The sequence below is a fragment of the Ottowia beijingensis genome (assembly GCF_013423955.1).
In the GTDB taxonomy this organism is placed as follows: Bacteria; Pseudomonadota; Gammaproteobacteria; order Burkholderiales; family Burkholderiaceae_C; genus Ottowia; species Ottowia beijingensis.
Window position 1 is genome coordinate 59757 of sequence record NZ_JACCKX010000002.1, and the last position, 13659, is coordinate 73415.

The 13659-nt window shown below is 65.2% G+C and carries 7 protein-coding genes and 6 pseudogenes; 5 read left to right on the forward strand and 8 right to left on the reverse strand.

Features of this window, described 5'->3' with window-relative positions:
• Positions 1–18: 18 nt before the first annotated feature.
• From H0I39_RS20080 to H0I39_RS20085, 3 pseudogenes are all read right to left on the reverse strand, one after another.
• Positions 19–1562, reverse strand: a pseudogene (locus H0I39_RS20080) (IS91-like element ISCR8/ISPps1 family transposase).
• Between the two features lie 77 nt (positions 1563–1639).
• Positions 1640–1825: pseudogene (locus H0I39_RS24420) on the reverse strand (hypothetical protein); the annotation flags it as partial.
• 135 nt (positions 1826–1960) lie between these two features.
• Positions 1961–4874: pseudogene (locus H0I39_RS20085) on the reverse strand (Tn3-like element IS1071 family transposase).
• A 145-nt stretch (positions 4875–5019) separates the two neighbouring features.
• On the opposite strand from H0I39_RS20085, the pseudogene H0I39_RS20090 reads away from it, so the two are divergent.
• Positions 5020–5553: pseudogene (locus tag H0I39_RS20090) on the forward strand (Tn3 family transposase); the annotation flags it as partial.
• Positions 5554–5669: 116 nt separating this feature from the next.
• Here the strand turns inward: H0I39_RS20090 and H0I39_RS20095 are convergent.
• Both H0I39_RS20095 and H0I39_RS23780 read right to left on the reverse strand, forming a co-directional pair.
• Positions 5670–6098: a DUF72 domain-containing protein gene (locus H0I39_RS20095; RefSeq protein ID WP_308645951.1), complete on the reverse strand. Its 429-nt coding sequence runs from the start codon at positions 6096–6098 to the stop codon at positions 5670–5672.
• A complete protein-coding gene (locus H0I39_RS23780; RefSeq protein WP_308645952.1) occupies positions 5993–6469 on the reverse strand; it encodes a DUF72 domain-containing protein in 477 nt (158 codons plus the stop codon). The genes H0I39_RS20095 and H0I39_RS23780 overlap by 106 nt, the downstream gene beginning before the upstream one ends.
• Before the next feature lie 277 nt (positions 6470–6746).
• Here H0I39_RS23780 and H0I39_RS20100 point away from each other — a divergent pair.
• From H0I39_RS20100 to H0I39_RS20115, 3 genes and pseudogenes are all read left to right on the forward strand, one after another.
• Positions 6747–7357: pseudogene (locus H0I39_RS20100) on the forward strand (FMN-binding negative transcriptional regulator).
• 333 nt (positions 7358–7690) lie between these two features.
• Positions 7691–9097: a tRNA adenosine(34) deaminase TadA gene (tadA, locus tag H0I39_RS20110; RefSeq protein ID WP_180551522.1), complete on the forward strand. Its 1407-nt coding sequence runs from the start codon at positions 7691–7693 to the stop codon at positions 9095–9097.
• A gap of 66 nt (positions 9098–9163) precedes the next feature.
• Positions 9164–10143, forward strand: a pseudogene (locus tag H0I39_RS20115) (LD-carboxypeptidase).
• A 36-nt stretch (positions 10144–10179) separates the two neighbouring features.
• On the opposite strand, the gene H0I39_RS20120 reads toward H0I39_RS20115, so the two are convergent.
• Positions 10180–10434 carry a hypothetical protein gene (locus H0I39_RS20120; RefSeq protein ID WP_180551520.1) on the reverse strand — a complete coding sequence of 85 codons (255 nt, stop codon included), beginning with the start codon at positions 10432–10434 and terminating at the stop codon, positions 10180–10182.
• Between the two features lie 349 nt (positions 10435–10783).
• On the opposite strand from H0I39_RS20120, the gene H0I39_RS20125 reads away from it, so the two are divergent.
• Positions 10784–11797, forward strand: a complete 1014-nt coding sequence (locus H0I39_RS20125; RefSeq protein WP_180551519.1) for an FHA domain-containing protein — start codon at positions 10784–10786, stop codon at positions 11795–11797.
• Between the two features lie 300 nt (positions 11798–12097).
• Here the strand turns inward: H0I39_RS20125 and H0I39_RS20130 are convergent, their stop codons facing one another.
• Positions 12098–12769 (reverse strand): ankyrin repeat domain-containing protein, encoded by a 672-nt coding sequence (locus H0I39_RS20130; RefSeq protein WP_180551518.1) that lies wholly within the window; start codon positions 12767–12769, stop codon positions 12098–12100.
• Entirely contained in the window at positions 12766–13572 is an 807-nt protein-coding gene (locus tag H0I39_RS20135; protein WP_180551517.1) for a TatD family hydrolase, read from the reverse strand. Before H0I39_RS20135 ends, H0I39_RS20130 begins: the two co-directional genes overlap by 4 nt.
• Between the last annotated feature and the right edge of the window lie 87 nt (positions 13573–13659).

The following is a 13659-nucleotide window of genomic DNA, read 5'->3' on the forward strand; positions in this document are numbered from 1 at the left end:
TACCGCCGCTTCACTGGGTCACCAATTGACGCGCTGGTCTACCTCGTCGGGTTGAGCTGCCAGATCCCAATCCGGCTCGCCTTGCGCACCATCATCCACCGGCGCGTCGCAGCCCTCCCACAGCGGTGGCCCGCGTGCCGGGGTTATGTGCGGTGGCTGCGAGTCCACCCCGATGTGGTTCAGGATGTGGCGGATTTCGGCGCTGTGGGTGATGAAGGCAATGATGCGCATCTGCCCACCGCACATGGGGCACAGCAGCGGAAATGCCTCGTAGATGCGGGCAATCAGCACCGCCCACAAGTAATGCGCCGCTCGCTTCGGGCGTGCTTCAGGTTCGGGTGTGGGTGTGGCCGCGTTGCCCGGCGCCGCCACCCCAGGTACGCCCGCGCCAGGTTGTGCAGTCTCCACCGTGGCTGGTTGCGACGCAGCAGGCTGAGCCAGCGCCGTTACCGCCGCTCTCAGCGGCGAGTTGGTGCCAGCACACCAAAGTAGCGGTGCCGGTGGGTGCGTGGCGGTGGCACCAGCGCGGCAATGCGGTCGATGAGCTCCAGCGGTGTGAGGTGCAGCTCATCTGCCTTGGCACCACGCTTGTCACTGGTGGGCTCGCTGCGCTGTTTGGCACAGCGGTACACCAGTTTGCTTCCTCTTTGCGTAGGCGCTCCATGGAAAACGGTGGACGCGCGCAATAGCGCAGCAGCCGCTCCAGCGCAGCGCGGTCGTGGGCTTCGATGCAGACACCGGCGTCCACCGAGAAGCCGCTGTGTTTGTAGCCCAGCATGTCTTTGGCGTCACAGTTCTCCAGCAGGCCCCGAGCAACGAAGGCGCGCAGGATGCGTTTTTGCAGTGTGGTCTGCACTGGGGCCACGGTAGCCGCATCGATGCCGGTGGCCGCGTGAAAGATGACACCCGGCGATGAGATTCGAGGGGTCGCATCAGCATCGCCCTCGCCCTCCACTTCCTCAAACACCCCGTCCACCACACAAACGTGGAAGTGGACGTGTTCATTGAGGCTGGAGCCGAATCGGTGAATGAAGGCGATGGCACCGATGTGCAGGCCTGCCTTGTCCATATGGGCCGCACCGGGGCTGTGGGTCTGCAGAGTTTGTGCGATCACCCGCAGAAAGATGCGCAGCACCATGCTCAGCACCGCTCCGTCGCGCTGCATGAAGTACCGAAGCCGCTTGGGAACCGACAGCACCCACTGGCGCACCGGCAGGCGGGGAGACGTGGTCGTTCAGGTGCGCTGCTGTCTCCACCATGCGCCGGGTGGTGCACGAGGGGCAGACTCCCCGGCCTTTGCAGGAGAAGGCTACAAAGTAGTCGTGCCCACAGTCGCCGCAGCGAGCGCGGGCAAAGCCATGGGCAAAGATGCCGCACTCAAGATACTTGGCAAACGCTTTGCGCACGAAGGGCTTGGGGGTGTGGTGGTCGCCCTGGCCGTCGAACTGACCCGCGCTGGCCAACTCTAGCCAGGTCTCGTAGTGCTCGGCTACCGTTTGGTAGAGCAGCGTGCGTTCGGGGTGGCGTGGGTTGTAGAGCTTGGGCTTGGAAGTGGCTGACATGAATACTGTACAAATGCACAGTATTCGCCAGGGCCTGGAAATACTGCGCCGAGTCGATCTCGTCGGCCCTGCAAAATTCATCTCGCGGCGCCGACGAGAAGCGCCGGACGTGTAAGAGTAGCGAGTCGACTCGCCGACGCTGCGAGCGCTGACAGCAGCCAAAGCGAGCGCAAAAAGGCTGGAGCAATGCCCCGCCGGGCGATGGCACGCAGCAGCCAGCGGATGTCGAAGCCGGCTGCGCACAACACCGCATGCAGGGTCTCCTCGTTTTCAGTGCAATAAGTGACGGTACGAAAAGCTAGCACTGGCGCGGAGGTGGTGTTGGTAGATCGTTGATTTCATTGACTTTCCTGTTCACTTTCAAATCTGCGATTCGTGGCGTCAAACCGTGGTCGGTTTCATCCATTGGTGCCAGTTATCGATGCATTTGGCCGCGAAGGCAGGATTTGGTCAGCATAGCGGTCAACCGGGAAGCGAAACACACCCCGCAAGTTGATGCTCTCCAGCCTGGTGGGCGCAATCTTCCCGATCAGTTCCGGTGGAATGACCTGGCGGCGGTTCGACCAGCGATCCAGGACCGCCTGCATCTGTGAGGTATTCCACGCCATCACGATGTTGGCCATCAGGCTCAACGCATCGGCCACAGCCTGCATTTCATCGACACGTTTGGCCTGCGCCGGGCTGATCCGGCCGGTATAAATGGCGCGCTTGAGGGCGTTAACAGCCTCGCCCCGATTGAGCACCCGGCGCAACTCGTTCCTGAAAGCGTCCTTGACAAAGTAGTCAGCCAAAAACGCCGTACGCAGCAACCGCCCCAATTGCACGCCAGCCTCATAGATTGGATCGCCCTGGGCGGCAGAACCGAACCGCGCAAGAGCTGCCACCGCACTGGCATGTCCGCTCATGACCGAGGCTGCCAGGTGCACCAGACTATCCCAATGCTTTTCGATCAAAGCGACGTCGACATTGGCTTCGCACACCGCAGCGATTTCTGCGGGCACTTTGGTGCCGCGTGGCACAAAGAGGTGGCGCTGTTTGAGTTCCTTCAACCGCGGGCAAAGATCAAAACCAAGCAAACGGGCATGTGACATGGCAAAGTCGGTGTAGCCATGGGTATCCACAGCAAGCTGGCTGGTCTCCAGCTTTTCTTGGCGGATGACACCTTCAATGGCCACGCCCGCCTGGCGCTCATTGAGCACAAAGGGCTGCGCATGGAAGATGCCCCACCGGTCTTTTACATGGGAGTAGATTCCAATGGAAGGTGTGTTGCGCCGAGGATCAAGCCGGGCTTGCCACACCCGTTTGGTGGTCTCCATGCTCATCATGTCAGAAGATGCCAAATCGGACCGCCCCCAGGTGGCGGCAATCGGGTGTCGCTGCATGAATTCCAGCACAGCCTGGCAGGCCTGGCTCAGACGCCGTTCGTCCCGCGCCCAGCGCATGGCCTGGCGAATGCTGGTGGCAGACAATTGCGGAATCATGCGCGCGCATTCGACCGCAGTCAGACTGGTGCCGTGGGCCATGATGCCGGCATAGACCATCAGCAGCTCGTCGGTAGAGCGCGGCTCACGTCCGAGCATGATCCAGCTAAAGCGCACCTGGGCGTCAACGGCCAGAATCACTTCCGGCAATTGAACCTCACCGATGCGGTGATCCAAAGCCGCGCGCAGCTTGGTCACTTCTGGGTCTTCGTCCTCTGCGGGCAATGGCGACAAATGGAGTTCATCATCCACGCGCAGTACGCCACTGCGGGCTGCAGCGGCCACCGCATCGACACCGGCAGTTACTCTGGCCAGCAAAGGCTTCAAGAAAGTGGCAGCCTTGCTGGGTAACGATAGACGGGCATAGTGTTTCTTGGACTCTGCCTGCCAACGCTCGTCCGTGAAGAACAAGCGCGCACGACCCCGAAAGCTCAGGCTGTGCTCAATCCAGACCGAGCCATTGCGCACCGCGCGGCGCAGGGCAAACAGGGTGGCCACCTCCAACGCCTGAAACGCCCGTTCCCGGTCTGGGCTGGAGATCGAAACCTGCCAGATCATTCCCAGACTTGGTGCCACCACTTCAACTGGCAGCTTTCTGGATCCTTTGAGATATAAAGCTTGCAGCTTGGCAAGGTACTCGATGGCAGGATGCTCGCCGGTGGCCTGCCAGGGCAGCTTTGCAATGGCGACGAGCAACGACCGCACGGGGCGAATTCCATCAATCAATCCCTCGCGGACCAGGGAGGCCCTGCTCGGTGGTTTGCGTTTCTGGGTTTCGGTGATCAAGGCTTCAAGACGGGCACGCAACTCAGCATCTGGCACCGCACCTTGCGCGCTCAAGGCAACAAGTTCGCCGAGCAGCGTTTTGTACATTGCGGCCCAATTGACGGTAGCGGGGACATCGGCGGCAGCCTGACGCCACAGATCGGCGATCCGGCGCTGCACCATAAGGATCAACTGGTCTGTGGTGGTGAACAGGCAATACCGAAGAAAGCATGCGACCTCCACGGTGCGCGCTGGCTCTTTGATCTTGGCTCCGGCTGAGGGCGGCCTGGAGACAAGTCGGCGCGCGTAGCGGCGCAAGATGAGATCGGGGATGTCTGCCAGGTGCTTATGAACGTCCAGCGTGTAAAGCAGGTCGATGCGCTCCAGTACCTCGCTGATTTGGCGGGTTGAGTGTTTCGCCGGTGCAGCCCATAGCCAACTCTGCTGGGTTTGTCCATCTGGGCGCAGCTCTGAAACTGAGGCTCGCCAGCGATCAAGTGTTGCTGGATCAACGCTGGCGGCGATGGCGGTGCCTGTTTCAACTTCAAGCTGGGCAAGTGCCGCCGCAATCAGTGTCCGAATTGCCCGCTCGTGCACGATCACCAGCTTGTTCTTGTACAGCCATTGACGCGCCCGCACGAGTAGCTGATCGCGGTCGGCGCAGCGCGCCACTTCGTCGCGCAGTTCACGTACCAGTGAGCGGCGCTGGTGCTCGCTCATCCACTGGAATCCAAGGACCGTGCAGGCTACTTGTTGGTGATCGAATAGCGTGCGCCCGCGTTCATACATGGCTCTCAGCGAGGCGACTTCTGGTGCTGCAATGCCAAGCTCGTTGCCAAGGTGGCGCCACAAGGCTACTGGAATTACCCGAAAGGCACCGAGCAAACGCCCACTCATGCGCAGGAAACCAATATGGAGCGCCAGACCAAGCTTGTGGGAATCACCTCGGCGTGCATTGATTGCGTCGCGCTCGGCACCATCGAAGGTGAAAAATGCCTTCATCTCGAAGTCGCTGATATCGCGGGGGCCCACGCATCCCCAAAAACGTTGTGTGCCAACCCTGCATCGTGAACCTCAAAAGTGGGAGGCCACCATACCCGTTTACAAAGCGAACAGGAAAGTCAATGAAATCAACGGTCTACCCAGACCACCCCCGCGCCAGTGCTAGCTTTGCGTACCGTCACTTATTGCACTGAAAACGAGGAGACCCTAGTCTGGTGCACCTGGCAGCCTCGGTCATGAGCGGACATGCCAGTGCGGTGGCAGCTCTTGCGCGGTTCGGTTCTGCCGCCCAGGGCGATCCAATCTATGAGGCTGGCGTGCAATTGGGGCGGTTGCTGCGTACGGCGTTTTTGGCTGACTACTTTGTCAAGGACGCTTTCAGGAACGAGTTGCGCCGGGTGCTCAATCGGGGCGAGGCTGTTAACGCCCTCAAGCGCGCCATTTATACCGGCCGGATCAGCCCGGCGCAGGCCAAACGTGTCGATGAAATGCAGGCTGTGGCCGATGCGTTGAGCCTGATGGCCAACATCGTGATGGCGTGGAATACCTCACAGATGCAGGCGGTCCTGGATCGCTGGTCGAACCGCCGCCAGGTCATTCCACCGGAACTGATCGGGAAGATTGCGCCCACCAGGCTGGAGAGCATCAACTTGCGGGGTGTGTTTCGCTTCCCGGTTGACCGCTATGCTGACCAAATCCTGCCTTCGCGGCCAAATGCATCGATAACTGGCACCAATGGATGAAACCGACCACGGTTTGACGCCACGAATCGCAGATTTGAAAGTGAACAGGAAAGTCAATGAAATCAACGATCTACCAACACCACCTCCGCGCCAGTGCTAGCTTTTCGTACCGTCACTTATTGCACTGAAAACGAGGAGACCCCTAGGTGACACGGTTGCCGCTGGCGGCGCGCGGCGCGCAGGGTGCGGGCCAGGTGCGGGGCATGCTCAGGCGCCAGAAAGGCCGCATCCCGCACTTCCAGCGCGATCACGCCGCCGGGGGCAGCGGGTTGCAGGCGGGGCAGGGCAGACAGCAGGGCGCCGATGCGGTCGATCAGCTCGGGCAGGCGCGCCAGCATGTGGCGTGGCAAGGGGCTGATCTGGAACACCAGCGCGCCGATCTTGTCGCCCAGCCCTTCCAGCGCGGGCTGCACGAACTGGCGGATGGCCAGCTCCGTGCTCAGGAAGGCCGGGTTGGGCGCACGGCCGCGGCCGTCTTCGGCGCGCACCTGCGCGTCGCACACCAGCGCAGGCGCCTTGACGACGAAGCGGAAGTGCGCCGGCACCTGGGCGGCATAGCCCGCGTACTGGGTGGCGGTGAGGGGCGGTAGAACGCGCGGTCGAGGCTGACGCTGCGCAGCAGCGGGTGCCGGGCGTAGGCGACCAGGCCGTGCTTCGACAGCGTCGCCTCGGCGTAGTCGCCGCCCCACACCAGCCCGGCCCAGCCGGGAAAGTGCCACGACGAGGTGCCCAGGTGCAGCCCGTGGGGCAGGGCGGCGGCGAGTGTGCGGGTGGCGTCGCCCACGGCGGTGGCCTCAACGCCAGCGCGCGGGCGGCGGGCGGGCCGGGGCGCTGTGGGCTCGGCGGCGGGTGCATCAGCCGGCGCCAGCGGCTCGTCGAACAGGGCGTTCTGCTCGGGCTGGGGCGGTGGCGTCATTGAAGAATCCATCGGGTTGATGCGCTGGGGCTGGCCGCACAGGAGAGCGGCTCACGCGCTCAACCTTGCATTAGGCGATTGGTCACCCTGAAAGAAATTCCGTATGCAGCCTTTATGCCATCGACACCGGCAGCTATCAGGAGCATAGCATCGAACGCTGCCGCGCCGGCGCCGCTTGCCTTGCGCCAGAATCGTGCCTGCGGCCCGATGCCGCACACACGCCATGTACCTGCCCCCTTACTTTGCCAGCCGCGACGCGCGCCTTGCCGCCCGCGTGATGCGCGAGCACCCGTTCGCCAGCCTGATCACCACCGACGACGAGGGCCTGCCCTTCGTCACGCACCTGCCGCTGCACTGCAGCCCCAGGCATCGCCCGATGGGGAAGACGCGGCGGGCTTCACGCTGCTCGGGCACGTGGCCCGGCCCAACCCGCAGTGGCGCCATCTGCAGGCGCGGCCGCGCGCGGTGGTCAGCTTTCTGGGGCCGCACGCCTACATGTCGCCGCAGGTGTACCCCGATCTGGCGCGCGTGCCGACGTGGAACTACGTCGCCGTGCACTGCACTGTGCAGGCCACCCTGCTGCCGCACAACGATGCGGCGGGCAAGGAGCGCCTGCTCAAATGCCTGATCGGCGACCACGAGCCGGCCTATGCCGCGCAATGGCGCGCGCTGGACGAAGAACTGGCGGGCAAGCTGCTGCAGGGCATCGTCGCGTTCGAGCTGACAGTGACCAGCTGGCAGTGCAAGCTCAAACTGAACCAGCACCGGAAAGAGTCGCACGCGGCGCTGCACAGCGCCTGTGCCCAGGGCATGCCGAACGAGCGCGCGCTGGCAGGCTGGATGGAGACACTGGGCATGACGGACCGCATCAACCAAGGAGGGAACTGAGCCATGCGCATCTTCGGTTTGCTGGGCCTGGTGGCCGCGCTGGTCATCGTGGGCTTGCTGGCGAAGCAGCAACTGGGCGCCACGCGCGCCAGCGTGCCGGCGCCGCCGCCGCGCCGCATCGACCGGTGCCGATGCGCCGCCCGCCACCGTGCGCGACCAGAGCCGGCAGATTCAGCAGCAGTACAAGGAGGCGCTGGACGCCGCCATGAAGGCGCAGCCGCGCGACGTGCCTGACGATGCCCGGTGACGACGTGCGCGCGCGATTTCAAGCCAAATAGGCCTCCAGCGTCCGCCCATCAAGCGCCGGCAGCTATTGATATTGAAGCAACCACCATGCCCGAAGCCGTGCTGACCAACGATGCCGACGCCATGCGTCTGGCGCTGGCCGAAGCCCGGGCCGCCGCCGCCGCGGGCGAGGTGCCGGTGGGCGCCGTGGTGGTGAGGGACGGGCGCATGATCGCCACCGGCCGCAATGCCCCCATCGGCACGCACGACCCGAGCGCGCACGCCGAGATCGTGGCGCTGCGCGCCGCCGCGGCCGCGCTGGGCAACTACCGGCTCGACGGCTGCACCTTGTACGTGACGCTGGAGCCCTGCGCCATGTGCGCCGGCGCCATGCTGCACGCGCGGGTGGGGCGCGTGGTGTACGGCGCGGCCGACCCCAAGACCGGCGCCGCCGGCTCGGTGCTGAACCTGTTTGCCGAACCGCGCCTGAACCACCATACGCAGGTGCAGGGCGGCGTGCTGGCCGATGAATGCGCGGCGCTGCTGCGCGATTTCTTCAAGCCGCGCCGCGTGAACGCCAGCCCCTTGCGCGACGACGCGCTGCGCCCGCCCGACTCGGCGTTCAACAACTTGCCCGGCTACCCGTGGGTGCCGCACTACGTCTGCGATCTGCCGGCGCTGGCCGGCCTGCGCCTGCATTACCTGGACGAAGGCCCGCCCGACGCCCCGCGCACTTGGCTGTGCCTGCACGGCAACCCGGCGTGGAGCTACCTGTGGCGGCACATGATCCCCGTCTTCACCGCTGCCGGCCACCGCGTGGTAGCGCCCGATCTGATCGGCTTCGGCAAGAGCGACAAGCCGAAGAAGGAAGACGCGCACACGTTCAGCTGGCACCGTCAGGTGCTGCTCGAACTCGTCGAGCGGCTGGACCTGCACAACGTGGTGCTGGTGGTGCAGGACTGGGGCGGCCTGCTGGGCCTGACGCTGCCCATGGCAGCGCCCCGGCGCTACGCCGGCCTGCTGGTGATGAACACCACGCTGGCGACGGGTGAGGCGCCGCTGTCGGCGGGCTTTCTGGCCTGGCGCGACTGGTGCGCCAGGAACCCGGCGTTCGACATCGGCCGCCTGCTGGCGCGCGGCAACCCGCAGTTGAGCGCGGCCGAAAGCGCGGCCTACGGCGCGCCGTTCCCGGATGCCGGGCACCGCGCCGCGACGCGCGCGTTTCCGGCCCTGGTGCCCGAGCGGCCGGATGACGACGGCGCGGCCCTCTCGCGCGCCGCGCGCGACTTCTGGCAGCACGACTGGCAGGGCCGCAGCCTGATGGTGATCGGCACGCAAGACCCGGTGCTGGGCGAACCGGTGATGCGCGCGCTGCACGCCGACATCCGTGGTTGCTCCGAACCGTGGCTGCTGCCCGAGGCGGGCCATTTCGTGCCCGAGCATGGTCGCCAGATTGCCGAGCGGGCGCTGCGGCACTTCGCCTCACCGCCGCGTCAGCCGGGCGACGATCTATAATTTTGATAGCTGCCTGCGCAGGACTGGTCTGCGCAAAGGCCAATTTGATTTGAAAGAAGCCGTGCCATGGCCCATGTCTACGTGTATTCCCCTTCCGGCGCTGTGCGCGACCGCGCGGCTTTCAAGCGCGGTGTGGCGCGGCTCAAGGCGCTGGGGCATGAGGTCGAGGTCGATCCCTCGGCACTGGCCAGCTGGCAGCGCTTTGCCGGCGACGACGACACGCGCCTGGCCGCCATCGGGCGGGCCGCGGCCAGCGGGGCCGATGTGGCGCTCATCTCGCGCGGCGGCTATGGGCTGACGCGCATCCTGGAGCAGATTCCGTACAAGGCCATGGCCCGCGCCATCGAGCGCGGCACGCGCTTTGTCGGCTTCAGCGACTTTACGGTGGTGCAGCTGGCGCTGATGAAGAAGGCCGGCGCCGTCACCTGGGCCGGCCCGGCGGTGTGCGAGGGCTTCGGCGCCACCGATGCCGGCGACGCGGCCGAAGGCCATGGCGGGCTGGGCAGTGCGAACGGGCAGGGCGGCCCCGACGAGATCATGCTGGCCTGCTTCGACGACATGGTCAGCGGCAGCAGCGAAGGCACGGGCTGGCGCCTGCCCGCCGCGGACATCGCCGCGCTGAACGGCAAGGACGGCCTGGTGGCGCGCCAGGCGCCGCTGTGGGGCGGTAACCTGGCGATGGTGCTGTCGCTGCTGGGCACGCCGTGGTGGCCCGAGGTGAAGGGCGGCGTGCTGTTTCTGGAAGACGTGGGTGAGCACCCCTACCGCATCGAACGCATGCTGCTGCAATTGCTGCACGCCGGCGTGCTGGCGCGGCAGAAGCTGATCGTGCTCGGCCAGTTCACCGAATACAGCCTGAGCGTCCATGACAAGGGCTATTCGCTGGCCAAGGTCGTCGCGGAACTGCGCAGCCGGCTGAAGGTGCCCGTGCTCACGGGCCTGCCCTTCGGCCATGTGCCCACCAGGTGCTGCTGCCCGTGGGACTGCCGGTGGACGTGCTGGTGGAGGGCAGGGAAGCGCTGGTGCTGTGGGGGCACCAGCACTGAACCGCAGCGCAGCCTGCCGCGGCCGGCCGCAGCCGATCAGGCCCGGATCGTGGTGGGGCGCGACACCATGCCCCTGGGCAACATGCCCTCGAACATGGCCGACAGGCTGACCATGCGCGTGCGCGCCACCTGCTCGCCATGCAGGCCGGCGAGGGCGGCCATCAAGTCGGCGCGGGCGTACCACAGCGCCAGGGCATCGCCACCGGCACGAATGCGGCGGGCGACCTGCGGGTATTGCTGCGCGCCGGGATCGCCCAGCATGTCCAGCATGGCCATGCGGATATCTTCCATCCGGTGCGCCAGGCGCTCCGCATCAGGCTCCTGCGGCCTGGACAAGCGGCCATACAGGGCAGACACCCACCCGTGCTTGAACCATCTCATCGGTGTTGTTACCATGAAGTTTCGTTAATAACCAACGGTTACGATCATAGCGAAGCGCTTGTGCTGACGCCACCCTGACGCGGCGGACCAACCACGGATTCCGTGAAAAACAACGCGTTCGCCACCCTGGGCAGCATCATGCTTGGCCCCAAGGGCTGTCGGGTGCTATCATTTTGAGGCCAATTGCCCGCGGCGAGACAAGGGAATTCCTGCCAATGCAACGGCTTTACATGACCGCTCCCATCGGAAACCAGTCCAGATGAACGTTCGCGCCACCATGGTCTTCATCGACCTCACCGGCAGCACTGCCGCGTATGAAGCGCTCGGGAACGCCCAGGTGGCCGATGTCATCTCCAAGGTGACACAGTGGATCGGCCGTGTGTGCGAGGCCCATGAAGGGCGCACCGTGAAGTTTCTGGGCGATGGCGTGCTGGCGCAGTTCTCGCGCAGTGCCAAGGCTGTCGAATCGGCCATCTTCCTGCAGCAAAGCCACACCGAACGCCTGGAAAAATGGCCCGAGCCGCTGCGCATGCGCCTGAAGATCGGCATGGCCTCCGGCGACGTGGTGCAGCGCGACGACGACGTGTATGGCGACCCGGTGAACCTGGCGGCACGCCTGTCCGACATGGCGGGTGCCAACGGCATCTGGGCAGACGAGGGCGTCATCGCCGAACTGCGCCAGGATCGCGAAGCGGCCGTCAAATCCGGCCACCTCGAACCCGGGGTGATGGACGCGGCGCGTTACCGCTCGCTGGGCATGATCAACGTGCGCGGATTGACCGAGCCCCGGTCGATCTTCCAGATCGAGTGGAGCGAGGATGTCACGACAGACTTGATGACCGTGCGCGGCATGTTGCCCGAGGCGCAACGTGCGGGTGCCGGCAGTGGCGGCAGCATCGCACTGGCCTGGTTCGGCACGACCCGGGTGTTCACGGCCGCACAACTGCCGGTGTTCATCGGGCGCATTCCGGACAGCGGCTTTGTCGTGAAGGACCAGCGGGTGTCGCGCAGCCACGCGCGCCTGGAGTTCATCAACGGTGCCTTCGTGCTGACCGACCTGAGCAGCTTCGGCACCTGGGTGCGTTTCAGCGAGAACCCCGACGCCGAAGTCCAGCTGCGGCGCAACGACTGCGTTCTGCACTCGACCGGCGAGATCGCACTGGGTGCGTCTTTCAGCGACTTCAGCGCGCCAGTGGTGGCGTTCAACGTCAGCTCCGGCGATTCAGCAGGCCAGGGGCCGTATCTGTTCGATGACGCGAGCGCAGCAATTTAGGTAGAGACCCAGATTGATCCTGCTTCACCTCGTTTATTATTAACATAATGCACATCGTATGAAGTGAAGCCACCGCGTCGGCCACCCGGCCACGTGGTGCAAAGCCGCGTCGAGCGAAGCCGCAAGCTGCGCGCCATGTACCGATCACTCGGCGGGTCGCGGGCCGACTGCGCGAAGCATCTTCACGTCACCGAGCGGTGTTTACGTAACCGGGAAGCTGGTCGCCACGCCATCCCGTTCGCGGCCTTCCGGCTGCTGCGCATCAGCTTAGTGCTTAGTGGTCTGCGCGCCGTCCGGCAATCACCACTGTCCGCGCGGCCCTTGCTTCTGCTGCGACCAGCGCAGCGCCGTTTCCATCAGTTCCACCGAATCGCGGCGCTCGGCGCGGCGGGCGAAGTCGAGGGCGCTCAAACCTTTCTGGTTGCGCATGTGGATGTCGGCGCCGGCTTCGATGAGCAGTTTGACGGCTTCCGGCGTGCCGTACGACGCGGCCATCATCAGCGGCGTGGTGCCGTTGGGCGATTGAGCGTCGATGAAGGCGTGCTCTTCGAGCAGCAGGCGCATGATGTCCAGATGACCGCCGGTGGCGGCGTAATGCAGCGGTGTCCAGCCGGGTTTGTTGACGTCGGCATCCCTGGCGATCAGCTGCCGCGCCAGATCGAGGTGGCCCTTCAGCGCGGCCATCATCAGCGGGCTTTCGTCCGTGGCGTTGCGGGTTTCGGGTTTCAGCCGCGGCGAATCGATCAGCAGCCTGGCCACACGCAGCGAGCCTTCCTGCAGCGCCATGTACAGGCCCGGCACGCCCTTTTCGTCCTTGGTGTTGGGGTCGACCCCGCTGGCCAGCAGGCTGCGCATGGCGACGTCGTTGTCCTGCTTGATGGCGCGGAAGAAGGCGCCGGAATCGGCCAGGGCGGCGACGGTGAACAGGCCGAATGCGACGGCAGTGATGCTCTTGCGGACGTTGCGGATCATGATGAAACCCTCGGAAACAAGCGGGTGAAATTGGCGCTGGTGATCTCGCCGATGCGTTCGACCGTGGTGCCGCGCAGCTCGGCCAGGCGCGCAGCCACGTGCGGCACGTAGGCCGGCGTGTTGACCTTGCCGCGGTAAGGCACCGGCGCCAGGTAGGGTGCGTCGGTTTCGATCAGCAGGCGATCATCGGGCACCAGCGCGGCCACCTCGTGCAGTTCGCGGGCGTTCTTGAAGGTGACGATGCCCGACAGCGACACGTAGAAGCCCAGGTCCAGCGCGGCGCGGGCCACCTCGCGCGTTTCGGTGAAGCAATGAAACACGCCGCCGGCACTGCCGGGGCCGCCCTCCTCGCCCTCTTCCTTCAGGATGCCGAGCGTGTCTTCGGACGCCGCGCGCGTGTGTATGACCAGCGGCACGCCGGCCTGCCGTGCGGCGCGGATGTGGGTGCGGAAACGCTCGCGCTGCCATGCCAGGTCGGCAATGCTGCGGCCGCCCTTGCGCTCTTCCATCTGGTAGTAATCCAGGCCGGTCTCGCCCACCGCCACCACGCGCGGCAGGCGGGTGGCGGCCACCAGTTCATCGACGCTCGGCTCGTGCACGTCCTCGCTGTCGGGGTGCACGCCGGCCGTGGCCCAGAAGTTGTCGTAGCGCGCGGCCAGCGCCTGCACCGACGGAAACTCCTCCATCGTGGTGCTGATGCACAAGGCGCGCGTGACTTGCGCAGCGGCCATGGCGGCGCGCAGTCCGGCCATGTCGCCCGCCAGTTCGGGGAATGTCAGGTGGCAGTGGGAATCGGTGAACATGCACAAGGCCAAGCGGCCGAACCCGTCGGCGCGCTGGCAGAAAAATGACTGATTTCGATGCTAGCACCGCCCATGCAGGCGCGCTGT